Here is a 26,401-nt window from a genome sequence, read left to right as displayed (position 1 = left end):
TAGCGGCAGGAACATCCGAAACCCCCTGCGGGTTTCGGATTTTTTAGCCCCACGGCTACACTATGCAGGCCACACTACGCAGAAGCGGCGGACTCCTCCCGCCCGTCATCCTCGTCCTCCGTTATCATCAGCACGTTATACGCTACCGCGCAGAACAATGAATTCAGCCGGTTCATATCGCCCAACAGCCCAAGGTGCAGCGAACTGGTTTCCAGACTTTGCACATTTTGCTGATGCAGCCGGTCAACATGCGCGAGCGAATAACGACGGTTCAGAATACGGAAACGGTGCTTGGCGCGGCGCAGCCGTCTGGCGCTGGTCATATCCGACGACAGAAACACCGACATCCCCAAACGCAGGTTGTTCAGCAGTTGTTCGTACAGAGTATTCAGCTCATCGCGTCCGGCGTTTGAAAAACCGCGCAAACCATCCGGCGCATGAGCATCAAGATCGCAGACCACCCGTTCGATGATATCGCCAGCCTGCTCCAGATTAAGCGCCATTTCGATCACTTCCGCCCAGCGCCGTGAATCACGCTCGTGCAAACCAGCTTTTTCAATCTGCGCCAGATAAAGCTTGATAGCGTTGTAGAGCACGTCCACATCGTCATCAAGTTTACGTATTTCGCGTACCTGCTGACGATTGCCTTGCAGCATATCCTGAAACATTTTCAGCATCTGTTCTACCACATCGCCAATGCGCAACGTTTCCCGTGCGGCATTAGCCAGCGCCAGCGTTGGCGTATCCAGCGCGCTGGCATCCAGATGACGGGGACGCAATCGCGGATCAAGATCCGGTTCAACCCGAATCAGATTGCTGCACAGTTCCGCCATACGTTCGGCAAACGGCAACAACAACAGACAGCGCACCAGGTTATAAAACAGGTGGAAGTAAATCACCCGCTCCTCATCCGGCAACGCCATCATCTCCATCCCATCCGCCAGATAGCCGATGGCCGGCAATGCCGGCATACAGCCAAGCAGTTTGAAGAACATACTCCCCAGCGCCACCTGCCGCGCCGCCGGTCCCTGTGTGCTGGCATTAGCCAACGCCAGAATACCGCTGCCAAGATTAGCGCCGATCACCAGACACAACGCCACATCCAGCGAAATAACATTGCTGGCGGTCAGCGTGGCGGTCAGCAGTACCGCCGCCAGACTGGAATAACTCACAATAGCGAACACGGCGCCAACCAGCGCATCCAGCATCACATCGCCAGTCAGAGAGGAAAACAGCACCTTCACCCCGGCGGTTTGGGTAATCGGCGTCGCCGACTGCACAATCAATTCCAATGCCAGCAGAATCAACCCCAGGCCGATGCCAATCCGCCCCAGTTGTCCGGCACGGGTCTGCTTACGACTAAGGAAAAACACGACTCCGATAAAAATCAGCAACGGCGATAACCAGGAAAGATCAAACGTCAGCACGCGCACCATCAACGCCGTGCCCACATCCGCACCCAGAATAATCACCAGCGCCGGCGCCAGCGCAATTAATCCCTGCGACACAAAAGAAACCGTGAGCAATGCAGTTGCATTGCTGCTCTGTACCAGAGCTGTCACGCCAATACCTGCGAGAAAGGCCAGTGGCTTGCGGCTTACGCTATCACTGATCGCCCGCCGCAAGCGGGCGCCGTACACCCGCATAATCCCGGTACGAACGATGTGCGTCCCCCAAACCAGCAGCGCGATGGCGGACAATAAATGCAGCAGCGTCAACACGTAACTGAGCCTCCCTCAGCCAAAATGGTTATAGAAAAATGGCATTCCCGTCCATAAACCCGGTGTACGCCTCATCGCGCCCGGTTTTAAGTCTGACATTTTACTGACATCTTATCTGTTCCTGAGCCGGTCAACGGATGTAAATAAGCGTAATTTTTTAAAAATCATGGCCTAAATCAAGAACAGAGGGTCATTCCCCACGAGCTATATTTATGGCGTCACGCGTTTCTTATCCGTCGTTGCGCTCAACATGGGCAGCGACATCCGCATTCAGAGCTGCGACAAGAAAAATACATGAAGACCAAACCCCATATGGTCTGAACAGGCTGATGAACATCACCAAGGTTATTCGGCTGGTGTGTCGGCTGGAGTGGTGGACTGTCGGCGACCGTTATGGCAGTCGATTGGTGTGTTGGAGGGTAAATGGTCTTTGTATAACCCCATAGCGCATCGGAAAAAACAAACGACACAGGCCGGGCTACCCCGGCCTGTTTTTTTCTTGTCGGCCCTGCTTGTTAATCAGTCTGCGTCATACCCCAGATTGGGTGCCAGCCAGCGCTCAATCTCCTCTATCGGCATCTGCTTGCGCACCGCGTAATCCTCCACCTGATCGCGCTGGATTTGCGCTACGGCGAAATACTTGCTGTCCGGATGACTGAAGTACCAGCCAGACACCGACGCACCCGGCCACATGGCGTAAGACTCGGTGAGTTTCATGCCGACGGTGTTGTCCACATCCAGCAATTGCCAGATGACGGCTTTCTCGGTGTGATCCGGGCAAGCCGGGTACCCCGGTGCCGGGCGAATGCCCTGATAATTTTCGCGGATCAGCTCGTCGTTACCGAGGTTCTCGTTCGGCGCATAGCCCCAGTAGACCTTACGCACTCGCTCGTGCAGGTACTCGGCGAACGCTTCCGCCAGCCGGTCTGCCAGCGCCTTGAGCATGATCTTGTTGTAGTCATCGTGCTGCGCTTCCCATTGCGCCGCCAGCGCGTCTTCTTCCAGACCGCCGGTCACCGCGAACGCGCCGAGGTAATCCGGCTTGCCGCTGGTTTTCGGCGCCACCACATCCGCCAGACAGTAGTTCGGGAAATCCGTCTTTTCGGTTTGCTGACGCAGGTGATGGCTGACAGTCAGCACCTCAGTGCGGCACTCATCGGTATAGATTTCAACGTCATCACCTACCCGGTTAGCTGGGAACAGCCCCACTACGCCACGCGGGTTCAGCGTACCGTTGGCAGACAAGGTATCCAGCATGGCATTCGCGTCCGCAAACAGCCGCTTAGCCTCCTCCCCCACCACCTCGTCTTCCAGAATGTTGGGGTATTTGCCCGCCAGCGACCAGGTCATAAAGAACGGCGTCCAGTCGATATAGTTGCGCAAGGTCTCGATACTGGCGGTAACCGGTTGTACCCCAAGGCGATGTGCCACCGGCGGCGTATAGCTTTCCCAGTCGATCTGCATCGCGTTATTACGCGCCACCTCTAGCGACACCGGCGGCGTACGCGGCTTTTTGCGACCATGCTGGATACGCACCGTTTCGTATTCTTTGCGGATACGCGCCACAAAGTCGTCGCGCTGCGTATCAGAGAGCAGCGCTGACACCACGCCCACCGAACGCGACGCATTCTGCACGTATACCGTCGGGCCGCTGTAATTCTGCTCGATCTTCACCGCAGTATGCGCCTTGGAGGTCGTCGCGCCGCCAATCAGCAACGGCAACGTAAAACCCTGGCGCTCCATCTCTTTGGCGACGTTGACCATTTCATCCAGCGAGGGGGTAATCAACCCTGACAGGCCGATGATATCGACATTCGCTTCACGCGCCGTCTTGAGGATTTTATCGGTCGGCACCATCACGCCCAAATCGATGATTTCGTAGTTATTGCACTGCAACACCACGCCGACAATGTTCTTGCCGATGTCGTGTACGTCGCCTTTCACCGTCGCCAACAGAATTTTACCCGCGCTGGACCCTTGCTCTTTACTCGCCTGGATAAACGGCTCCAGGTACGCCACCGCCTGTTTCATGACCCGCGCCGACTTCACCACCTGCGGCAGGAACATCTTACCGGCACCGAACAGGTCACCAACCACGTTCATACCGTCCATCAACGGCCCTTCGATCACTTCGATGGGACGTGCCGACTCCACTCGCGCCTCTTCGGTATCCTGCTCGATAAACTCGGTGATACCTTTAACCAGCGCGTATTCCAGCCGTTTCTTCACCGGCCAGCCACGCCATTCCGCTTCGCCTTTGTTGCTATCGTCGTCGGATTTGCTGCCCCGGTATTTCTCGGCAATCTCCAGCAGCCGCTCAGTGCCGTCATCGCGCCGGTTGAGAATGACGTCTTCGACGGCGTCACGCAGTTCAGCGGGCAGGTCGTCGTAGATAGCCAACTGACCGGCGTTGACGATCCCCATGTCCATACCATTACGGATGGCGTAATACAGGAACACAGCGTGAATCGCTTCACGCACCGGCTCGTTACCGCGAAACGAAAACGACACGTTAGACACACCGCCAGAAATCAGCGCGTGCGGCAACTGGGCTTTGATATCGGCGCAGGCCTCAATGAAATCCACCGCATAGTTGTTGTGCTCTTCAATGCCGGTGGCAACAGCAAAAATGTTCGGGTCGAAAATGATGTCTTCCGGTGGGAAACCGACCTCGTCGGTCAGGATGTGGTAAGCGCGGCGACAGATTTCAATTTTGCGCGCGCGGGTATCCGCCTGCCCCACTTCATCAAACGCCATTACCACCACAGCGGCACCATAACGGCGCACCAGCCGGGCGTGATGCACAAAGGCTTCCACGCCTTCTTTCATCGAAATCGAGTTGACGATGCCTTTACCCTGAATGCACTTCAGCCCCGCCTCTACTACTTCCCACTTGGAGGAGTCGATCATGATAGGCACACGGGCGATATCCGGTTCACCAGCGATAAGATTCAGGAAACGCACCATCGCCGCTTCGGCGTTAAGCATCCCTTCGTCCATGTTGATGTCGATGATTTGCGCGCCACTTTCCACCTGTTGGCGCGCCACATCCAGCGCTTCGCTGTACTTCTCTTCTTTGATCAGGCGTTTGAATTTGGCGGAACCGGTAACGTTGGTACGCTCGCCGACGTTAACAAACAGCGTATCGCCGCCGATATTCAGTGGCTCCAGCCCGGACAGGCGGCAGGCGACCGGCAGCGTCGGCAAGGCGCGCGGCGTGACACCCTCAACGGCTTTCACCATTGCAGCGATGTGTTCTGGCGTGGTACCACAGCATCCGCCGATGATATTCAGGAAACCAGACTGCGCCCATTCGCCAATCTGGCGCGCCATTTCATCCGCATCCAGATCGTATTCACCAAAGGCGTTCGGCAGCCCCGCGTTGGGGTGCGCGGTGACATAACATTCAGCAATGCGCGATAACTCCGCCACATACTGGCGCAGCTCATCCGGCCCCAGTGCGCAGTTCAAACCGAACGACAGTGGCCGGGCATGGCGTAGCGAGTTATAAAACGCCTCGGTGGTCTGTCCGGACAGGGTACGGCCAGAAGCATCGGTAATGGTGCCGGAGATCATCACCGGTAGCGTGACACCCAGCGCCTCAAATTCGGTTTCTACCGCAAAAATAGCGGCTTTCGCATTCAAAGTATCGAAAATGGTTTCGATCAGGATGATATCAACGCCGCCGTCAATCAGCGCGCGAGTCGATTCCCGGTACGCCTCCACCAGTTGGTCGAAACTGACATTACGATACGCCGGGTCGTTTACATCCGGTGAGATTGACGCGGTGCGGTTAGTCGGTCCCAAGACCCCGGCCACATAGCGTGGACGCTCTGGCGTACGTGCCGTCCACTCATCGGCGCAGGCTCGCGCCAGCCGGGCGGCGACCGTGTTGATTTCCGCCGACAGCGCTTCCATCTCGTAGTCCGCCATGGCGATACGGGTGGCGTTGAAGGTGTTGGTTTCCAGAATATCCGCGCCCGCCGCCAGATAATCGTGATGAATGGCGGTGATCACCTCCGGTTTACTCAGCACCAGCAGGTCGTTATTACCTTTCAGGTCGCAGTGCCAGTCAGCAAAGCGCTCGCCACGGTAATCTTCCTCCTGCAGACGGTAACTCTGGATCATAGTGCCCATACCACCGTCCAGAATCATAATGCGCTGCGCCAGTTGCTGCTGTAATGCCTGTAGCCGATTTGCCATCATCTTATTCTCGTTATTACCATCGTCTGTGCGAATTCTTATCCTAGCACAAGAGTACGTCACGCCAGCGCTGCGCACCGTTGATAAAACAGCCTGATAAGACGGTTGCATTCTGTGCTGAAAAAACGAAAATCGATTCCATGATATGAAATAAGGAAACCAACGATGACGCCACCCGAACCGGCCAAACGCGGTAAAAAACCCCGCGCTGCCACCACCAGCGCGACTCAACCGGCTGGACAGGTACAGTCGCTGACCCGCGGGCTGACGCTGCTGGAATACATCGCTAAAGCCAATGGCAGCATCGCGCTGACCGACCTGGCCCAGCAGGCGGGCTTGCCCAACTCCACCACCCACCGGCTGTTGACCACCATGCAACAGCAGGGCTTTGTACGTCAGGTCGGTGATCTGGGGCTGTGGACTATCGACACCCACGCGTTTATCGTCGGCAGCAGCTTCCTGCAAAGCCGCAATCTGCTCAGTCTGGTGCATCCAATGCTGCGTCAGTTGATGGAGAACTCCGGTGAAACGGTGAATCTGGCGGTGCTGGACCAAACCGATTATCAGGCCATCATTATCGATCAAGTGCAGTGTACCGCGCTGATGCGGATGTCGGCGCCTATCGGCGGTAAGCTGCCGATGCACGCCTCCGGTGCCGGAAAAGCGTTTCTCGCTATGTTGCCGGATGACAAAGTCACCCAGTTACTGCACCGCAAAGGACTGCACAGCTATACCCCACACACCCTGAATGCTCAGACGTTGAAAGAGAATCTAACGGCCATTCGCCGCCAGGGTTATGCGCTCGACGATGAGGAACATGCGTTAGGCTTACGGTGTGTCGCCGCCTGCATTCTGGACGAGCACCACGAAGCCTTTGCTGCTATCTCTATTTCCGGGCCGGTGTCCCGTATCACCGATAATCGCATCACCGAACTGGGTGCGCTGGTGATTAAGGCCGCAAAAGCGATCACCTATCAGTACGGCGGCGCACGTTAAGCGGCATCACGACATCAGCACATCATGACGTCAGCGCCCTGTCTGACGTCACCAGGTCGGCATAACGTAAACTGAAGCGCTTTCTGCGCCGATAGGCGTAAACATCCTCGATATGACCGCTGCGAATGCGTTGCTGCAACGCCCGCCAGTACTCAGCGCAAAACAGGTCGGCGTGCAACTCGTCGAACAGCGGCAGTAAACGGCGGTCACTGCACAGAAACTGGCGGAATTCCTCCGGAAAAACATCATTCGGCCCGACGCTGTACCAGGGCTCCGCCGCCAGTTCATCCGCCGGGTCGCGCGGTGGTGGAATATCACGGAAATTCACCTCGGTCATATAGCAAATTTCATCATAGTCATAAAACACCACCCGTCCGTGGCGGGTCACACCGAAATTCTTGAACAGCATATCGCCGGGAAAGATATTGGCTGCCGCCAGTTGTCGGATGGCGTTGCCGTATTCCTCAATGACGTCGCGCAGCGCCTGCCCGCTGACCTGCTCCAGATAGAGATTCAACGGCGTCATGCGCCGCTCCATATACAAATGGCGAATCACCAGCCGGTCGCCAAGGTCTTCCAGTTTGTCAGGCACTTCCCGCCAGAGTTCCGCCAGCAGTTCCGGGCTGATGCGCGCTTTCTCCAGCACGAAGTTTTCATACTCCTGCGTATCCGCCATGCGTCCAACGCGGTCATGCTCCTTCACCAGCCGATAACACTCCCGCACCCGCGCCTCGCTGACCTCTTTTTGTGGCGCAAACCTGTCTTTGATCACCTTAAATACCCGATCAAACGTCGGCAGTGTAAACACCAGCATCACCATCCCTTTCACGCCCGGCGCGATAATAAACGGCTCCTGTGTGCTGGCGATAAAATCGAGGTACTCCCGGTAGTACTCCGTCTTGCTGTGCTTCTGGCAACCCATCGCCAGATACAATTCGGCGGTGGTTTTACCCGGCAAAATCTCCCGCAGCCAGGCCACCAGCGCCGACGGCAGCGGTGCGTAAACCATGAAGTAGGAGCGGGCGAAACCGAATACGATGCTGGCGTCCGAGTGACGCGTCAGGCAGGTATCAATAAACAGCGCACCGTGTTCGTTATGGTGAATCGGCAGTAGAAACGGAAACACACCGCCCGGCAAGCGCAGTTTCCCCACCAGCCAGGCCGCTTTGTTACGATAGAAAAGCTCGTTGGCTACCTGCAGCGAGGCTTTAGCCAGCGATGCCGTCGGAAACGCCTCCCGCAACGATCGCTCCACATAACCGATATCCCGTGCCAGGTCTTCCCACGGCAACCGCAACGGCAGTGCCGTCAACACGGCTTCCAGCATGGTCGCCCACCCATTGTCAGGCGTATAAGTTCGGGCCAGTGGTCGTGGAATCTCCTGAAAGCGTCTCGCGGGCTGCGAGCTGAATACGAACAGTTTGTCTGGCGTCAGCTCACGGTGATGAAACAGCCGACAATACACCGAGTTGAAAAAGCTCTCCGCTATTTCGAAGCGCGGATAGTCCGGTAACAGTGCGGTATAAATCTGTTTGACCCGTGCGACAAACGCCGGGTCATAGCATTGCTGGTCGGTGATACAAGCCAGTTGTTCCACAACCAGCCCAACATGATGGTCGTAAAGCTGAATACGTTGCTTCATCGCCCGCTGCACTGAATGCCAGTCGGCCTGTTCGAAACGTTGCTGCGCCCCGGCAGTGATTTCCAGAAACCGGCCATACTGCGCATCAAACCCTTGCAAAATGGTTTGTGCCACCAGTTTTTCCCGTCCCCGACTCATCCAACTCTCCTCTTTGCCATCGACATAACGACACACGGCCAGCATCAGGCTGGCCGCGATAGTGCGGATAACCCGCATCAGAACTGCTGTTCTTCTGTCGATCCGGTCAACGCGGTTACAGACGATACGCCCCCCTGAATCAGGGTGGTTATCTTGTCGAAATAACCGGTGCCCACTTCCTGCTGATGAGACGAGAAGGTGTACCCCTGTTTAATCGCTGAAAATTCCGGCTGCTGCACTTTCTCCACATAGTGTTTCATGCCTTCACCTTGCGCATAGGCATGAGCCAGATCGAACATGTTGAACCACATGCTGTGGATACCTGCCAGCGTAATGAACTGGTATTTGTAGCCCATTGCCGACAGTTCATCCTGAAAATGCGCGATGGTGTGATCGTCCAGATTCTTCTTCCAGTTGAATGACGGCGAGCAGTTATAGGCCAGCAACTTACCGGGAAAACGGGCGTGAATCGCCTCGGCGAAACGCCGCGCCTGTTCCAGATCCGGCGTTGAAGTTTCACACCACACCAAATCAGCGTAAGGAGCATAAGCCAGCCCACGGCTAATGGCCTGCTCTACGCCGGCGCGGGTACGGAAAAAGCCCTCCACCGTACGTTCACCGGTAATAAAGTCCCGGTCATAATCATCACAATCCGAGGTCAGCAAATCGGCTGCATCCGCGTCAGTTCGCGCCACCAGCAACGTCGGTATGCCCAACACGTCTGCCGCCAGACGGGCTGCCACCAACTTCTGCACCGCTTCTTGCGTCGGCACCAGCACTTTACCGCCCATATGACCGCACTTCTTCACCGATGCCAGTTGGTCTTCAAAATGCACAGCGGCGGCACCGGCTTCAATCATCGATTTCATCAACTCGAACGCGTTCAGTACCCCGCCAAAACCGGCTTCCGCATCGGCTACGATAGGCAAAAAGTAGTCGATGTAACGCGGATCATCCTGCCCGATACCATTAGCCCACTGGATTTGATCCGCACGTCGGAAGGTATTATTGATGCGCTGCACCACCGCTGGCACCGAGTTAGACGGATACAGCGACTGGTCCGGATACATGCTGGCAGCCAGGTTGGCATCCGCCGCGACCTGCCAGCCGGACAAATACACCGCCTCCAGCCCGGCTTTCGCCTGCTGCAATGCCTGCCCACCGGTGAGTGCGCCAAGGCAGTTGACGTAGCCTTTGCGCGACTTACCATTCAACAACTTCCACAGTTTTTCCGCCCCTTGCTGTGCCAGTGTGCACGCAGGGTTCACCGACCCACGCAGATTCACCACGTCCTCAGCGCGATACGGGCGGGTGATGCCTTCCCAGCGCGGGGTATTCCACTCTTGTTCCAGTTGCTCGATTTGTTGGGTACGAGAGGTGCTCATAGCGACGATTCCTTTTTTAAACAGGATTAATCAAGTAAGTCGTAACCGGGTAAGGTGAGAAAATCGATCAATGCGTCCTGCGTGGTGATGCGTTCCATTAATCGGGCAGCTTCCTCGAAACGGCCACCATCGAAGCGGGTATCGCCCAGTTCGCCACGGATAACCTGTATCTCTTCAGCCAGCATCTGGCGGAACAGCGCTTTGGTTACCACGCGGCCATCGCTAAGGGTTTTGCCATGGCGAATCCACTGCCAGATTGAGGTACGGGAGATTTCAGCGGTGGCGGCGTCTTCCATCAGCCCATAAATCGGTACACAACCATTGCCGGAAATCCAGGCTTCGATGTATTGCACCGCCACGCGGATATTGGCACGCATACCCGCTTCGGTGCGCTCCCCTGGACAAAGTGCCAGCAGTTCCTCGGCAGTCACCGGCGCATCGTCTTCACGCAACACATCCAGTTGGTTGAGGCGAGAATCCAGCAGGCGATCAAAAATCGGCATCACGGTGTCAGCGAGGCCGGGATGGGCAATCCAGGTGCCGTCGTGACCATTGCGCGCTTCCAGTTCTTTGTCCTGCCTGACCTTCTCTTGCACCCACGCGTTACGTTCCGCCTCTTTGCTGGGTATGAACGCAGCCATCCCCCCCATAGCAAATGCACCGCGCCGGTGACAGGTTTTGATCAGCAAACGCGAGTAAGCGCTCAGGAACGGTTTGTCCATCGTCACCGACTGGCGGTCTGGTAATACGCGGTCCGGGTGATTCTTCAACGTTTTGATGTAACTGAAGATATAGTCCCAACGACCGCAGTTCAGCCCGACGATATGGTCACGCAGGTGATACAGGATCTCGTCCATCTGGAACACAGCTGGCAGGGTTTCAATCAATACCGTGGCTTTGATAGTACCGCGTGCTAAACCAAAATGGTCTTCGGTGTAACTGAACACCTCGCTCCACCAGGCCGCTTCCTGCCAGGATTGGGTTTTCGGCAAATAGAAATACGGACCACTGCCTTTCGCCAACAGTTGACGGTAGTTGTGGAAAAAATAGAGTGCGAAATCAAACAGGCTGCCGGGGATAGGCTCATCATTCCACAGCACATGTTTTTCCGGCAGGTGTAACCCACGAACCCGGCAAATCAACACCGCGGGGTTGGGTTTGAGCTGATAAATCTTCCCCGCCTCGTTGGTGTAGGCGATGGAGCCACGCACGGCGTCACGCAGGTTGATTTGCCCCTCGATCACCTTTAACCAACTGGGTGCCAGTGAGTCTTCAAAGTCTGCCATGAAAACTTTCACATTGGCGTTCAGGGCGTTAATCACCATTTTGCGTTCCACCGGACCGGTAATCTCCACCCGGCGATCCAACAGGTCATTCGGAATACCACGAATTTTCCAGTCAGAATTTTTTATGGAATCCATTTCCGAAATAAAACCCGGTAATTCACCACTATCAATCCGCGCCTGTATTACCTGACGTTCGGCCAGCAGGTGATTGCGCTGCGATGTAAACCGGCTTACCAGCGCAGTGAGAAAATCAACCGCTTCCGTCGTCAGAATCTGCCGTTCCGCGTCACCTAACGCTGTGATGAATACCAATTCCCTGCTTATCGTCTGTTGTGTCATGTCGTCGTTCCTATTTTGCTCCGCCATCTTCGTCTTATTGACTGCTCAATTTGCGAACTCAATCCGAACATTTTTCAGCCAACAGCACTAAGCCTAATTCAGTTAAATTAAAAATCAAAAACAATTTCCATTTTTAATGTAAAATTAAATCAATATACTGATTATTAATGAATTAAATTTAAAAAATAATAGAGAAATTATTTTCATAAATTAGAGAACAGAGGAGTTAGAGATGTACCAACGTATGAAAACAGGAAAAAGAAAAGGCGCCTCACGGCGCCCAGACAAGAGAGAGGACAGGGAGAGAATCAATCTCAATCTAGCGTCGGATTCATATGGCGCAAATCGAATGGCGTGATCTGGTAAACGTAATAATTCAACCAGTTGGAAAACAGCAGATGCCCATGACTACGCCAGGTCGCCCTTGGTGTCTTTTGGGGGTTATCATCCGGGAAGTAATTCACCGGAACCACCGGATTAAGGCCAGCTTCACAGTCGCGGAAATACTCACCCGACAAGGTCAGTGCATCATACTCTGGATGCCCGGTAACAAACGCCAGCCGTTTGTCCTTACTGGCAAACAAATAGGCTCCCGCTTCATCAGACTCCACCAGAATATCCAAATCAGTATGCTCACGGATAACACTGGAAGGAAAGTCGGCATAACGGGAATGCGGGGCCAGAAAAGTTTCATCAAAACCACGCGTCAGCAAGGCATGAGGTTGCAGCGTAAGGTGCGAATATACGCCGGATAACTTCACCTCGCGGGTCAGTTTGGGAATACCGTACAGGACATTCAGTGCCGCCTGAACCGCCCAACACACAAACAGGGTGGAAGTAACATGTTCTTTAGCCCACTTAACCACCCGCTCAATCTGCGGCCAGTACACCACATCACAAAAATCGACCAAGCCCAACGGTGCGCCGGTCACAATCAGGCCGTCAAAGTTCTCGTGCTCGATATCTTCAAAATCGCAGTAGAAGTTGTTGAGGTGCTCTACCGGCGTGTTCTTCGATTCTCGGCTATCGATACGCAGCAATTGAATATCTATCTGCAGTGGTGAGTTCGACAGCAACCTCAGAAACTGGTTTTCCGTTTCGATCTTCTTTGGCATCAGGTTAAGCACCAACACCTTCAAAGGACGAATTTCCTGTGTCTTTGCTCGGGAAGACGCCATCACAAAGACGTTTTCATTACGCAAAAAGCTGACTGCTGGCAACTCATCAGGAACCCGGATTGGCATAGCCTACACCTCACTGCACACGTTTATACGTTTATACGTTTAGACTTCTAGGCAGCTAAAGATAGCGATTTTCAGCGGCAATGTCGAGCGCATAACCCTCTGGTTGAAAATCTTTCATAAGAAATTCGATTTGTATATCCATCTTTAGCATAAGAGCGAAGAGCAAGGCAGAGTGGGGTTGAATGAAGCCTCGGGAATGGGGAAAAACAACAAGGATATAGAGGAGAACCGATGAGGTATGAGAGCGAGGGTGGAACCGATGCCCGGGTGAAGAAGCTCGCGTATAAATCAAATCAGCGTAATGAAGGCACTGTAGCTGAAGTGACGAGAGCGTTCAGAATTCTGTGTCACGTTAAAAATTCTACAACGTCATCACGTTATTTAGTCGCCCTTCAAAATAAATGGCCAACTGTGACAATGTCAAATTCCAGCTCTGGATGGGCATTGTCCATTTTTCCTGTGCGTTCATCAGCCCCAGATAAAGCAGCTTCAACAGACTGTTTTCATTCGGGAAAGCACCTTTGGTTTTGGTCAGCTTCCTGAACTGTCTGTGCACCGATTCGATAGCATTTGTGGTGTAAATGACTTTGCGGATATTTGCCGGATAGCGGAAGTACGCTGACAGATTGTCCCACTTGCGTCGCCACGACTGGAGCACCACCGGATACTGCAACCCCCATTTCGCTTCCAGCTCATCCAGTGCCATTTCGGCCGCTTCTTTTGACACTGCACGGTAGACTGGCTTCAGGTCGGTCATGAAGGCTTTATGGTGCTTTGAGGCCACATATTTAATCGAATTGCGTATCTGATGAATGACGCACAACTGCACTTCCGTCTGCGGATAAATGCTGTTTATTGCCTCTGGGAAGCCGGTCAGCCCGTCCACGCAGGCAATCAGAATGTCTTTAACACCGCGATTTTGCAGGTCGCTTAATACCGACAGCCAGAAGTTAGCCCCCTCACTTTCTGACAGATACAGGCCCAGAACTTCCTTTTTACCTTCCAGATTCAGGGCCAGCACGGTGTAAACCGCTTTGCTCTGATAGCGGCCATCTTCCCGAATTTTATAGTGAATAGCGTCCAGCCAGACGAAGGGATAAACCTGCTCCAGCGGGCGCTGTTGCCACTGTTTTAGTTCAGGGATGACTTTATCGGTTACTGCACTGATGGTGGCAGTGGACACGCTGAAGGCATATAAATCTTCGATCTCCCGGCTAATGTCCTGATAGCTCATCCCCAGTGCAAACAGGCGAATGATCTTGTGTTCGATCTCGTCGGATAACGTGGTCTGATGTTTTTTCACCAACTGGGGTTCAAAAGTGCCATTACGATCGCGCGGAGTCGCCAGCTCGAAGCTGCCCGTCGGGGCTTTAATGGTCTTTTTGCCGGAGCCATTTTTACGGTTAGCTTCAATGTCCTGAGCCAGATGAGAGTCCAGTTCCGCAGACAGGGCAGCTTCCGTTAACTGTTTGATTAAAGGCGTTAAGATACCATCTTTGCCCGTTAATGCCTGACCGGACTGGAGGGCTTTAAGCGCTTTATCGAAATCGAAGGGCTGGGACATATGTCATTCCTTTTTGATTGTATATTACTGGAATGACACAGAATTTCTAACACTCCCACGAACAGCAAAAAACAAAAGGCCCAGTCTGTCGACTGAGCCTTTCGCCTTATTTGATGCCTGGCAGTTCCCTACTCTCGCATGGGGAGACCCCACACTACCATCGGCGCTACGGCGTTTCACTTCTGAGTTCGGCATGGGGTCAGGTGGGACCACCGCGCTCTCGCCGCCAGGCAAATTCTTTCAACGTCTTTCAACGTCATCATCCTTTATGTCGCCGTGTGCTCTCTGTTTGCCGCACACCACGCCATCCAATCCTCGAACAAGCTGACTCGACTTTCCGTCTCTCTCCAAAACACCTTCGGTGTTGTAAGGTTAAGCCTCTCGGGTCATTAGTACTGGTTAGCTCAACGTATCACTACGCTTACACACCCAGCCTATCAACGTCCTCGTCTCGAACGTCCCTTCCGGGGAATCACGTTCCCAGGGAAGACTCATCTCGGGGCAAGTTTCCCGCTTAGATGCTTTCAGCGGTTATCTCTTCCGCACGTAGCTACCGGGCAGTGCCATTGGCATGACAACCCGAACACCAGCGGTGCGTTCACTCCGGTCCTCTCGTACTAGGAGCAACCCCCCTCAATCTTCCAACGCCCACGGCAGATAGGGACCGAACTGTCTCACGACGTTCTAAACCCAGCTCGCGTACCACTTTAAATGGCGAACAGCCATACCCTTGGGACCTACTTCAGCCCCAGGATGTGATGAGCCGACATCGAGGTGCCAAACACCGCCGTCGATATGAACTCTTGGGCGGTATCAGCCTGTTATCCCCGGAGTACCTTTTATCCGTTGAGCGATGGCCCTTCCATTCAGAACCACCGGATCACTAAGACCTGCTTTCGCACCTGCTCGAGCCGTCACTCTCGCAGTCAAGCTAGCTTATGCCTTTGCACTAACCTCCTGATGTCCGACCAGGATTAGCTAACCTTCGTGCTCCTCCGTTACGCTTTGGGAGGAGACCGCCCCAGTCAAACTACCCACCAGACACTGTCCCCGGCCCGGATTACGGGCCCAGGTTAGAACATCAAACATTAAAGGGTGGTATTTCAAGGTCGGCTCCATGCAGACTGGCGTCCACACTTCACAGCCTCCCACCTATCCTACACATCAAGGTTCAAGGTTCAGTGTCAAGCTATAGTAAAGGTTCACGGGGTCTTTCCGTCTTGCCGCGGGTACACTGCATCTTCACAGCGAGTTCAATTTCACTGAGTCTCGGGTGGAGACAGCCTGGCCATCATTACGCCATTCGTGCAGGTCGGAACTTACCCGACAAGGAATTTCGCTACCTTAGGACCGTTATAGTTACGGCCGCCGTTTACCGGGGCTTCGATCAAGAGCTTCTCCTTACGGATAACCCCATCAATTAACCTTCCGGCACCGGGCAGGCGTCACACCGTATACGTCCACTTTCGTGTTTGCACAGTGCTGTGTTTTTATTAAACAGTTGCAGCCAGCTGGTATCTGCGACTCCCGTCAGCTCCATCCGCAAGGGACTTCACCCACAGGAGCGTGCCTTCTCCCGAAGTTACGGCACCATTTTGCCTAGTTCCTTCACCCGAGTTCTCTCAAGCGCCTGAGTATTCTCTACCTGACCACCTGTGTCGGTTTGGGGTACGATTGAATGTCACCTGATGCTTAGAGGCTTTTCCTGGAAGCAGGGCATCTGTCACTTCAGCACCGTAGTGCCTCGTCATCACGCCTCAGTGTTCACAGCAGACCGGATTTGCCTGGTCCACCCACCTGCACGCTTAAACCGGGACAACCGTCGCCCGGATGACATAGCCTTCTCCGTCCCCCCTTCGCAGTCACACCCAGTACAGGAATATTAACCTGTTTCCCATCGACTACGCTTTTCAGCCTCGCCTTAGGGGTCGACTCACCCTGCCCCGATTAACGTTGGACAGGAACCCTTGGTCTTCCGGCGTGCGGGTTTTTCACCCGCATTATCGTTACTTATGTCAGCATTCGCACTTCTGATACCTCCAGCAGACCTCACAGTCCACCTTCAACGGCTTACAGAACGCTCCCCTACCCAACGAACGTATCCCTAAGCCAACTCGACGTTGTGGACGCATTGACGTCGCGTCGCTCCGTCAATCGTCATTCAACTCCGCAAAGTTGTCTTGGGTGATACGTTCGCTGCCGCAGCTTCGGTGCATGGTTTTAGCCCCGTTACATCTTCCGCGCAGGCCGACTCGACCAGTGAGCTATTACGCTTTCTTTAAATGATGGCTGCTTCTAAGCCAACATCCTGGCTGTCTGGGCCTTCCCACATCGTTTCCCACTTAACCATGACTTGGGGACCTTAGCTGGCGGTCTGGGTTGTTTCCCTCTTCACGACGGACGTTAGCACCCGCCGTGTGTCTCCCGTGATAACATTCTTCGGTATTCGCAGTTTGCATCGGGTTGGTAAGCCGGGATGGCCCCCTAGCCGAAACAGTGCTCTACCCCCGAAGATGACTTCACGAGGCGCTACCTAAATAGCTTTCGGGGAGAACCAGCTATCTCCCGGTTTGATTGGCCTTTCACCCCCAGCCACAAGTCATCCGCTAATTTTTCAACATTAGTCGGTTCGGTCCTCCAGTTAGTGTTACCCAACCTTCAACCTGCCCATGGCTAGATCACCGGGTTTCGGGTCTATACCCTGCAACTTAACGCCCAGTTAAGACTCGGTTTCCCTGCGGCTCCCCTATGCGGTTAACCTTGCTACAGAATATAAGTCGCTGACCCATTATACAAAAGGTACGCAGTCACACCCTAAAGGTGCTCCCACTGCTTGTACGTACACGGTTTCAGGTTCTCTTTCACTCCCCTCGCCGGGGTTCTTTTCGCCTTTCCCTCACGGTACTGGTTCACTATCGGTCAGTCAGGAGTATTTAGCCTTGGAGGATGGTCCCCCCATGTTCAGACAGGATACCACGTGTCCCGCCCTACTCATCGAACTCACGACCTGTGCACCTTCGTGTACGGGACTCTCACCCTGTATCGTGCGACTTTCCAGACGCTTCCACTGACACACAAGCCGATTCAGGTTCTGGGCTCCTCCCCGTTCGCTCGCCGCTACTGGGGGAATCTCGGTTGATTTCTTTTCCTCGGGGTACTGAGATGTTTCAGTTCCCCCGGTTCGCCTCATTAACCTATGGATTCAGTTAATGATAGTGTGACGAATCACACTGGGTTTCCCCATTCGGGTATCGTCGGGTATAACGGTTCATATCACCTTGCCGACGCTTTTCGCAGATTAGCACGCCCTTCATCGCCTCTGACTGCCTAGGCATCCACCGTGTACGCTTAGTCGCTTAACCTCACAACCCGAAAGTGTCTCGGGATGCGAGTATTTTGAGAGACTCGAACAACACATGAATTCTTACTCACATGCCGTCGTTTCAATTTTTCAGCTTGTTCCGGATTGTTAAAGAGCAGAATACTTCGCAGCATACTGTTGCCAGTACACTCTGAAGTCATTCGTAAATGGTGGAGCTATGCGGGATCGAACCGCAGACCTCCTGCGTGCAAAGCAGGCGCTCTCCCAGCTGAGCTATAGCCCCATAGATGCATCAACCTTGTCAACCCGCTTAGCCGTCGAAAGGTTCAACACATCACGCACCGTGCACCGTGCACACACGCTGCGCCGCCATCGAACATTTCAAGGATAAATAGAGTTGGTAGGCCTGAGTGGACTTGAACCACCGACCTCACCCTTATCAGGGGTGCGCTCTAACCACCTGAGCTACAAGCCTATAAGGTTTTACTGCTCGTTACTTCATCAGACAATCTGTGTGGACACCACGCAGGCACTTCTACTCGGTAAGGAGGTGATCCAACCGCAGGTTCCCCTACGGTTACCTTGTTACGACTTCACCCCAGTCATGAATCACAAAGTGGTAAGCGCCCTCCCGAAGGTTAAGCTACCTACTTCTTTTGCAACCCACTCCCATGGTGTGACGGGCGGTGTGTACAAGGCCCGGGAACGTATTCACCGTAGCATTCTGATCTACGATTACTAGCGATTCCGACTTCATGGAGTCGAGTTGCAGACTCCAATCCGGACTACGACGTACTTTATGAGGTCCGCTTGCTCTCGCGAGGTCGCTTCTCTTTGTATACGCCATTGTAGCACGTGTGTAGCCCTACTCGTAAGGGCCATGATGACTTGACGTCATCCCCACCTTCCTCCGGTTTATCACCGGCAGTCTCCCCTGAGTTCCCACCCGAAGTGCTGGCAACAAAGGATAAGGGTTGCGCTCGTTGCGGGACTTAACCCAACATTTCACAACACGAGCTGACGACAGCCATGCAGCACCTGTCTCAGAGCTCCCGAAGGCACAACCGCATCTCTGCAGTCTTCTCTGGATGTCAAGAGTAGGTAAGGTTCTTCGCGTTGCATCGAATTAAACCACATGCTCCACCGCTTGTGCGGGCCCCCGTCAATTCATTTGAGTTTTAACCTTGCGGCCGTACTCCCCAGGCGGTCGATTTAACGCGTTAGCTCCGGAAGCCACGGTTCAGGACCACAACCTCCAAATCGACATCGTTTACAGCGTGGACTACCAGGGTATCTAATCCTGTTTGCTCCCCACGCTTTCGCACCTGAGCGTCAGTCTTCGTCCAGGGGGCCGCCTTCGCCACCGGTATTCCTCCAGATCTCTACGCATTTCACCGCTACACCTGGAATTCTACCCCCCTCTACGAGACTCCAGCCTGTCAGTTTTGAATGCAGTTCCCAGGTTGAGCCCGGGGATTTCACATCCAACTTAACAGACCGCCTGCGTGCGCTTTACGCCCAGTCATTCCGATTAACGCTTGCACCCTCCGTATTACCGCGGCTGCTGGCACGGAGTTAGCCGGTGCTTCTTCTGCGGGTAACGTCAATGAACAGACGTATTAAGCCTGCCCCCTTCCTCCCCGCTGAAAGTGCTTTACAACCCGAAGGCCTTCTTCACACACGCGGCATGGCTGCATCAGGGTTTCCCCCATTGTGCAATATTCCCCACTGCTGCCTCCCGTAGGAGTCTGGACCGTGTCTCAGTTCCAGTGTGGCTGGTCATCCTCTCAGACCAGCTAGGGATCGTCGCCTAGGTGAGCCTTTACCCCACCTACTAGCTAATCCCATCTGGGCACATCCGATGGCAAGAGGCCCGAAGGTCCCCCTCTTTGGTCTTGCGACGTTATGCGGTATTAGCTACCGTTTCCAGTAGTTATCCCCCTCCATCAGGCAGTTTCCCAGACATTACTCACCCGTCCGCCGCTCGTCACCCAAGGAGCAAGCTCCTTTGTGCTACCGCCCGACTTGCATGTGTTAGGCCTGCCGCCAGCGTTCAATCTGAGCCATGATCAAACTCTTCAATTTAAAGTTTGATGTGTTTTCCGAAGAAAACATGCTCAAAGAATTTACTGTTACTTCGTAATGAATTAACTGTTGTCACTCTTCAAGACTTTCACTAAATAGTTTTAGTGAAGTGTCCTGCGAGTGCCCACACAGATTGTCTGATTGATTGTTAAAGAGCAGTGCGACCGGCCTGAGCCTGCTGTCGCGAGGTGGCGTATACTACGCTTTCCTCATGAAGAGTCAACGATTATTTTCGCTTTCTCTTCCTGACACCGCGCTGCGTTGCCGCTGTCGCCGTGTCAGTGGATGCGCATTATAGGGATCCGAACGGGTTACACAACCACTTTTTCGATCTTTTTTTCCGTTCGCACGTTTTTCCACCCTTATGTTGAGTTATTGCACAAGCAACGCTATTTTCTGAACAATAACGCCGGTTCAACTCAACGATCTGGCCTAGATCACTTCTGTTTTAGGAGATCATGGCATATGTCCGATACATTACGCCCATTTAAAGGAACGCAGCCTGTTATTGGTAAAAACGTCATGGTAGATCCTTCCAGTGTAGTTATTGGGGATGTTGCGCTAGCAGATGATGTCAGCATCTGGCCTTTAGTTGTCATCAGAGGTGATGTCAACTTTATCCAGATAGGTTCGCGCACTAATATTCAGGATGGTTGCGTCTTGCATGTGACTCATCGTTCGGAACAAAACGAACATGGGAATCCATTAATTATCGGGGAAGATGTCACTGTCGGGCATAAGGCCATGCTACATGGTTGCACTATCGGCAATCGCGTTCTGGTAGGTATGGGTTCAATTCTTCTTGATGGCGTCCTTGTTGAAGATGACGTCATCATTGGTGCGGGTAGTCTGATTTCACCGGGAAAAACATTGGAGAAGGGATACCTCTATCTCGGCAGTCCAGCCAAGAAGATCCGCCCACTGACAGAACAAGAACTAGAAGGACTACTTTATTCATCCAGTAACTATGTACGATGGAAAGACGAATATTTAAACCAATAGAGCCGATGATGCAATCGACATTCTTCATCAATGAGTTTCATCACTAAACAAAAAGCGGCCTAGATCATCGTATTCATCATCACGAATCAAGCGTTCAAACTCATCTTCCCAATCCCAGCGATGTTCACGGAACAGTGATAACCACTGTTCCGGCTCTGTTACACCATAGCGTTCAAGCAGAATATTGCTTCTAATCACGCACTCGCGCTGGAATCCACCCACCAGCACCGGAAAAATGATCGCTGCATCATGATCACTCCACCATTCTCGATCAGGAAACTGAATCGCCTGATTCATGCCTCCAGTTCCTGCTTCATTTTGCGTATGACTGGCGAGGCATCAGGCATGATGCCATGCCATAAGTTGAATGCATGTGCAGCCTGCCAGACTAACATTCCCATTCCATCAATGCGCCGTTGTGCACCCTGTTGAAGGCACCACCGTAAAAAAGGTGTCGGTTCAGCCTGATAAAACATGTCATAACAACATACATCAGGGGAAATCAGAGATTCCGGCAGGTCAGGAATATCACCCGCAACTCCCGATGACGTGGCATTGATAATCAAATCAAAATGATGACTGCTCAATGCATCCATCGGCAACGCACTCACCTGCCCATAGCAGCAAAAATGTTCAGCCAATGCTCCAGCCCTGGAAAACGTTCGGTTAGCAATAACTAACTCACACCCGTATGCAAGTAAAGGTTGAATTACGCCACGAGCAGCACCACCCGCCCCCACCAACAACACCCGATAATGAGGCTGGATAAATGCATTCTGCTGCAAATCACTCAGCAAGCCGATACCATCCGTATTGTCTCCATATAGCGAACCATCGCCTTTTCTTTGGATCGTGTTGACAGCACCAGCGGAACGAGCGCGTTCGCTCAACTCATCCATAACCACACATGCGCGTTCTTTAAATGGTGCCGTCACATTAGCGCCACATGCGCCCCCCTGAAAAAATGCTTTCAGGCTATCCTCAAAACCATCCAACGGCGCGAGGATGCGCTCGTAGCTCAGTGAAACGCCCGTCTGCTCAGCAAATAAAGCATGAATACGCGGCGATTTGCTATGTGCGATAGGATGGCCAAAAACTGCAAAAGATTGGCTCACTGGTACCTTGTTCTCCTGTATTTGCTACCCTTGACGTAGCATTTCACCCGTCAAAGCATCACGAATTTCCGATGGATTCAGGCGACCTCCAACTTCCCCACTCAGGACAGGAAAGCTTTCGCCAAACTGCTCTGTCACTTCTCTGGCGATACGACACGGTGGTTGACCGCTCAAATTAGCGCTGGAGGAAACCAGCGGCTTGCCAAATGCCAGGCACAGTTGCTTCACCAGCGGGTGATCACTCACACGCACCGCCAGCGAATTGAAACGCCCAGTCAGCCAATTTGGTGTTGATGATCTGGCTGGAACCACCCAGGTCACCGGCCCAGGCCAGGTAGCGAACATTGCCTGACGCTGGATGTCTGATAAGGTTGATATCTCAACATAAGGCTCCAATTGCTGAAAATTCGCCGCAATCAGAATCAGCCCTTTTTCACGCGGACGTTGCTTTAGCGCCAGCAAGCGCTCTACCGCCACCTCACTGTCAGGATCACATCCCAGTCCAAATACAGCCTCCGTTGGGTAGGCGATCACACACTCTTCCCGCAATTGCTGTAACAGCGGTGCTAAATCTTCAGAATTTACGTTACTCATCACTATGACGTTCTTCTACCGGCTTTCCACATAATTTACTGGCACAAAAACATCTAATGCCCTGCGCAGTTTTCTTCTCGATTAATAACGGATAATGACAATATTTGCATTCCCCCGCGACCGGCTTATGATTCAGCGAGAACTGACAAGAGGGGTAGCGCTCACAAGCGTAAAACGTCTTGCCGTAACGAGATTTCCGCTGAAGCAATCGGCCTTCATTACATTGGGGACATATCAAGGCAGTGTGATCCGGGCGATCAATCGCCTCTTTATGATCACACTCCGGATAATTGCTACAACCGATGAACATGCCATAGCGCCCTTGCCGCAATACCAGTATCGACTGACAGCGAGGGCAAAGTTGACCATCCAGCACTTTCACCACATGCCCATCGGCATTGGCTTTAAGTGGCCGGATATAGTGGCATTCAGGATAACGTGAACACCCAAGAAACGGGCCATGCTGCCCAGAACGAATAGTCAGCACAGCCCCGCATTCAGGGCATACCTGCTGATACTTTTCAGCAATAACGGTTTTGTTCATGCTTTACTCTAATTCCCGACTATTGCAGATACCCTTCATTAGCCTCAAAGAGTAAATCTTCCATTTGCTGATAAGCATTTTCACAACCGGGCACATTGAACAACACCATCAATACGACCCATTTCAGATCTTCAAGGTCAAAATCCTGTGTTTCAAGTGCCATTACCCGATCAATCACCATTTCTCGGGTTTCCAGATTGAGTACTTTAATTTGTTCAAGAAATAATAGAAAACCACGGCAATTCACATCCAGACGCTGCTCTTCTTCAGCTGTGTAGATACGTAACGCCAGAGGATCGCTGGCCAACGCCAGAGGAGGGGTTTGCCCTTCCTGTAAGTCAGCCAATTTTTCCAGCCAGTCCAATGCGCTGTAGATATCGTCACGTTCGAATCCCGCGCGGGTGAGGTCATCAGTCAACGTATCCTGATCAACACGCATTTCGGTTTCATTGTGGATGTAAGTTTCAAACAAGTATATGAGTACGTCGAACATGGCTTGCCCTCCTTATACGGACATAGCCGCCGGGTACAGCTGCGATCCACCCTGCTAACTCCAGATCCAGTAACTTACTCACCACTTCTGGCACAGGTTGGCCGGCACGTTCAGCGACAACGTCAACAGGTGTAACCTCATCTCCTACGGTAGCCAACACATCAGCAAATGGCAATTCCAGTTCACCCTCCGTTGCACAAATAATTTCTGGAACGCCCTCACTGGGAATATCGGCAAACCAGCGCAGTCCATTATGGAGTTGTTCAAAAATGTCCTGAGGCTGAGTAACCAGGCAGGCCCCTTGTTGTATCAACCAGTGGTTACCCTCTGTCATCGGGTTTCCAATCGGGCCAGGAAGAGCAAATACCTCACGGTTTTGCTCTAATGCATAGCGTGCTGTCACCAGCGAGCCACTGCGCATGGATGCTTCCACCACCAAAACGCCCAGACTTAATCCGCTAATGATGCGATTGCGCCGAGGAAAATTCACCGGCAATGGTCGGGTATTCAGGGGAAACTCCGACACCAAAGCCCCACTTTGCATAACAATCGCATCAGCCAACGCCAGATGCCGTTGCGGGTAAATTTGGCTTAAACCACTCCCTAATACTGCAACAGTTTTTCCCCCCACATGGAGTGCAGCCTGATGGGCAATACCATCAATTCCAACAGCTAGTCCGCTGGTTACCGTCAGGTGGTTCAGGCTAAGCTCCTGACTAAAAAAACGCCCCCACTGTTCACCATAAGCACTATTATTGCGACTACCAATCACAGCGACCTGCGGAGATGACAACACGTTAATGTCGCCGACGACATACAAACACACTGGAGGCGAAGCAATATTACTGAGCAAAGGCGGGTAATTGGCGCTGTTGAAGGTTACCAAGTGATGATCCGAATTTTCCAGCCAACGCAGCGTGTGCTGGATGTCCTGGTCGCTTAATGCAAGAAATTGATTGACCTGATCTTCAGTTAGGCTCAGTGATGTTAAATATCCTGCCGAACACGTGCTTTCAGCCTGTAATTGACCGAACAATATCGCGCATCGTTTGGCGCCAAGGCGCTTAACTGACGCCAGACGCAACCAGATTTCCGTATCCGTCATACCCTACTCCACATCCTGCTGTACCATGGCCGTGATGCTGTCAATCCCCCCCGGAAATGTCTACAATAAAGACTGGAGCTTTCTAACCACCTGAATACAGATCTAAACCTATATGTCAGTCTTGCAAGTATTACATTTTCCCGATGAGCGGCTTCGCATTCAGGCAAAGCCGGTAGAAGAAGTTAATGCAGATATTCAGCGTATCGTAGACGATATGTTCGATACCATGTACGAGGAAGAAGGCATTGGTCTCGCTGCCACGCAAGTTGATATCCATCAGCGCATCATCGTAATTGATGTGTCAGAAGAGCGGGATCAACGACTGGTACTGATCAACCCGGAGTTACTGGAAAAATCCGGCGATACCGGAATTGAAGAGGGCTGTTTGTCCATTCCTGAAACGCGTGCGCTGGTACCACGTGCAGAGCATATCAGAGTACGTGCGCTGGACCGTGATGGTAAACAGTTTGAACTCGACGCTGACGGATTACTGGCAATTTGCATTCAACATGAAATGGACCATTTGGTTGGTAAACTGTTTGTCGATTATCTGTCGCCTCTGAAGCGCCAACGTATCCGCCAGAAGCTGGAGAAGTTGGCCAGACAAAACAGCAAGGCATAAAACAGCATCGTAAAACCTATTCCAGACAGGAAACCACGTGTCATTACGTATTATTTTCGCAGGAACGCCTGACTTCGCCGCACAACATCTTGCCGCACTGTTGTCGTCAGAACATGAGGTTGTCGGGGTATTCACCCAACCAGATCGCCCGGCTGGACGCGGCAACAAGCTCACCCCAAGCCCGGTTAAAGTGCTGGCCGAACAACATGGCATCCCGGTATTTCAGCCCAAGTCATTACGTCCCAGCGAAAATCAGCAATTAGTGGCGGAACTGAAATCTGACGTGATGGTTGTGGTGGCGTATGGACTTATCCTGCCACAAACGGTACTGGATATGCCCCGGATGGGATGCATTAATGTGCATGGGTCATTGTTGCCTCGTTGGCGAGGAGCCGCACCGATACAACGCGCACTCTGGGCTGGTGATAACCAGACGGGAATTACCATCATGCAGATGGACGCAGGGTTGGATACGGGTGCAATGCTCCACAAGATCGAATGCCCGATTCTGCCGGATGACACCAGTGCTACGCTGTATGAAAAACTGGCAAAACTCGGCCCTCAAGGATTGATGGATACACTGGCACAGTTATCAACATCTCAAGTCATTGCAGAAGCGCAGAATGGCAGTCTGGCTACTTATGCAGAAAAACTCAGCAAAGAAGAAGCTCGCCTGGACTGGCAATTATCAGCAGAACAACTTGAACGTTGCATTCGTGCATTCAATCCGTGGCCAGTCAGTTACTTTATGATTGAAGAACAGCCGGTGAAAGTCTGGAAAGCCCAGGCGCTGAATACTCCGCATCAACAACAGCCAGGAACCGTGCTTGCTGCAGATAAAGAGGGCATCAGGATTGCTACCTCTGACGGCATATTAAATATGCAAATCCTGCAGCCGTCCGGCAAGAAAGCCATGCCAGCACAGGACTTGCTGAACTCTCGCCGTGAATGGTTCACCCCTGGCTGCACATTGGCCTGATACCAGGGTACCGGCCTGATTG

Annotated in this window: 17 protein-coding genes, 2 tRNA genes and 3 rRNA genes; 4 read left to right on the top strand and 18 right to left on the bottom strand. The window is 52.8% G+C overall.

All coding sequences use genetic code 11. The features are described 5' to 3' along the window. Nucleotides 1-74: 74 nt before the first annotated feature. Both Dpoa569_RS02350 and metH read right to left on the bottom strand, forming a co-directional pair. Nucleotides 75-1,721 carry a Na/Pi cotransporter family protein gene (locus Dpoa569_RS02350; RefSeq protein ID WP_042873035.1) on the bottom strand — a complete coding sequence of 549 codons (1,647 nt, stop codon included), beginning with the start codon at nt 1,719-1,721 and terminating at the stop codon, nt 75-77. A gap of 519 nt (nt 1,722-2,240) precedes the next feature. Continuing rightward, on the bottom strand, nt 2,241-5,924 hold the full coding sequence (metH, locus tag Dpoa569_RS02345) for a methionine synthase (RefSeq protein ID WP_042873037.1): 3,684 nt from the start codon (nt 5,922-5,924) through the stop codon (nt 2,241-2,243). A gap of 165 nt (nt 5,925-6,089) precedes the next feature. On the opposite strand from metH, the gene iclR reads away from it, so the two are divergent. Then, the gene (iclR, locus tag Dpoa569_RS02340; protein ID WP_042873039.1) at nt 6,090-6,920 is read left to right on the top strand and encodes a glyoxylate bypass operon transcriptional repressor IclR; all 831 of its coding nucleotides are present in this window, start codon (nt 6,090-6,092) and stop codon (nt 6,918-6,920) included. A gap of 22 nt (nt 6,921-6,942) precedes the next feature. Here iclR and aceK read toward each other — a convergent pair whose 3' ends face one another. The 10 genes from aceK to Dpoa569_RS02290 form a co-directional block, all read right to left on the bottom strand. Further along, nucleotides 6,943-8,700: a bifunctional isocitrate dehydrogenase kinase/phosphatase gene (gene aceK, locus Dpoa569_RS02335; RefSeq protein WP_042874089.1), complete on the bottom strand. Its 1,758-nt coding sequence runs from the start codon at nt 8,698-8,700 to the stop codon at nt 6,943-6,945. A 77-nt stretch (nt 8,701-8,777) separates the two neighbouring features. Next, on the bottom strand, nt 8,778-10,085 hold the full coding sequence (gene aceA / locus Dpoa569_RS02330) for an isocitrate lyase (protein ID WP_042873042.1): 1,308 nt from the start codon (nt 10,083-10,085) through the stop codon (nt 8,778-8,780). Between the two features lie 26 nt (nt 10,086-10,111). Then, nucleotides 10,112-11,710 (bottom strand): malate synthase A, encoded by a 1,599-nt coding sequence (gene aceB / locus Dpoa569_RS02325; RefSeq protein WP_042873045.1) that lies wholly within the window; start codon nt 11,708-11,710, stop codon nt 10,112-10,114. A 314-nt stretch (nt 11,711-12,024) separates the two neighbouring features. Then, a complete protein-coding gene (gene metA / locus Dpoa569_RS02320) occupies nt 12,025-12,954 on the bottom strand; it encodes a homoserine O-acetyltransferase MetA (RefSeq protein ID WP_042873048.1) in 930 nt (309 codons plus the stop codon). Between the two features lie 361 nt (nt 12,955-13,315). Further along, nucleotides 13,316-14,518, bottom strand: a complete 1,203-nt coding sequence (locus Dpoa569_RS02315; protein ID WP_146411014.1) for an IS256 family transposase — start codon at nt 14,516-14,518, stop codon at nt 13,316-13,318. 115 nt (nt 14,519-14,633) lie between these two features. Then, nucleotides 14,634-14,749: ribosomal RNA gene (rrf, locus tag Dpoa569_RS02310) — 5S ribosomal RNA — on the bottom strand. A gap of 137 nt (nt 14,750-14,886) precedes the next feature. Further along, a 23S ribosomal RNA gene (locus Dpoa569_RS02305) occupies nt 14,887-17,880 on the bottom strand. Nucleotides 17,881-18,047: 167 nt separating this feature from the next. Continuing rightward, a tRNA-Ala gene (locus Dpoa569_RS02300) sits at nt 18,048-18,123 on the bottom strand. A gap of 115 nt (nt 18,124-18,238) precedes the next feature. Further along, nucleotides 18,239-18,315 (bottom strand) — tRNA-Ile (locus Dpoa569_RS02295). A gap of 68 nt (nt 18,316-18,383) precedes the next feature. Further along, nucleotides 18,384-19,925, bottom strand: a 16S ribosomal RNA gene (locus Dpoa569_RS02290). The 16S, 23S and 5S rRNA genes sit together here with 2 tRNA genes alongside, the layout of an rRNA operon. Nucleotides 19,926-20,390: 465 nt before the next feature. On the opposite strand from Dpoa569_RS02290, the gene Dpoa569_RS02285 reads away from it, so the two are divergent. Further along, nucleotides 20,391-20,927 (top strand): gamma carbonic anhydrase family protein, encoded by a 537-nt coding sequence (locus Dpoa569_RS02285; protein WP_042873051.1) that lies wholly within the window; start codon nt 20,391-20,393, stop codon nt 20,925-20,927. A gap of 27 nt (nt 20,928-20,954) precedes the next feature. On the opposite strand, the gene Dpoa569_RS02280 is transcribed toward Dpoa569_RS02285, so the two are convergent. Genes Dpoa569_RS02280 through dprA form a run of 6 tightly spaced genes read right to left on the bottom strand, consistent with a single transcriptional unit; the run spans nt 20,955 to nt 24,778 of the window. Then, nucleotides 20,955-21,224, bottom strand: coding sequence for a DUF1488 family protein (locus Dpoa569_RS02280; RefSeq protein ID WP_042873054.1), 270 nt, complete (start codon nt 21,222-21,224; stop codon nt 20,955-20,957). Beyond that, nucleotides 21,221-22,042, bottom strand: a complete 822-nt coding sequence (gene aroE / locus Dpoa569_RS02275) for a shikimate dehydrogenase (protein ID WP_042873056.1) — start codon at nt 22,040-22,042, stop codon at nt 21,221-21,223. Before aroE ends, Dpoa569_RS02280 begins: the two co-directional genes overlap by 4 nt. 24 nt (nt 22,043-22,066) lie before the next feature. Further along, nucleotides 22,067-22,636: an L-threonylcarbamoyladenylate synthase type 1 TsaC gene (gene tsaC / locus Dpoa569_RS02270; RefSeq protein ID WP_128569791.1), complete on the bottom strand. Its 570-nt coding sequence runs from the start codon at nt 22,634-22,636 to the stop codon at nt 22,067-22,069. Further along, complete coding sequence (locus Dpoa569_RS02265; protein ID WP_071604345.1) at nt 22,629-23,180, bottom strand: DNA topoisomerase family protein; 552 nt, start codon at nt 23,178-23,180, stop codon at nt 22,629-22,631. Before Dpoa569_RS02265 ends, tsaC begins: the two co-directional genes overlap by 8 nt. 19 nt (nt 23,181-23,199) lie before the next feature. Then, nucleotides 23,200-23,673, bottom strand: coding sequence for a DUF494 family protein (locus tag Dpoa569_RS02260; protein WP_042873062.1), 474 nt, complete (start codon nt 23,671-23,673; stop codon nt 23,200-23,202). Continuing rightward, nucleotides 23,645-24,778 carry a DNA-protecting protein DprA gene (gene dprA / locus Dpoa569_RS02255; RefSeq protein ID WP_146411010.1) on the bottom strand — a complete coding sequence of 378 codons (1,134 nt, stop codon included), beginning with the start codon at nt 24,776-24,778 and terminating at the stop codon, nt 23,645-23,647. Before dprA ends, Dpoa569_RS02260 begins: the two co-directional genes overlap by 29 nt. A gap of 112 nt (nt 24,779-24,890) precedes the next feature. Between dprA and def the strand changes: the two genes are divergently transcribed. Then, nucleotides 24,891-25,400 carry a peptide deformylase gene (gene def / locus Dpoa569_RS02250; RefSeq protein WP_042873065.1) on the top strand — a complete coding sequence of 170 codons (510 nt, stop codon included), beginning with the start codon at nt 24,891-24,893 and terminating at the stop codon, nt 25,398-25,400. 37 nt (nt 25,401-25,437) lie between these two features. Continuing rightward, on the top strand, nt 25,438-26,379 hold the full coding sequence (gene fmt / locus Dpoa569_RS02245) for a methionyl-tRNA formyltransferase (RefSeq protein WP_042873067.1): 942 nt from the start codon (nt 25,438-25,440) through the stop codon (nt 26,377-26,379). The last annotated feature ends 22 nt before the right edge of the window (nt 26,380-26,401 follow it).

This window comes from Dickeya poaceiphila (assembly GCF_007858975.2).
GTDB classification, from domain to species: Bacteria; Pseudomonadota; Gammaproteobacteria; order Enterobacterales; family Enterobacteriaceae; genus Dickeya; species Dickeya poaceiphila.
This window is presented reverse-complemented; position numbering and strand designations above follow the sequence as displayed.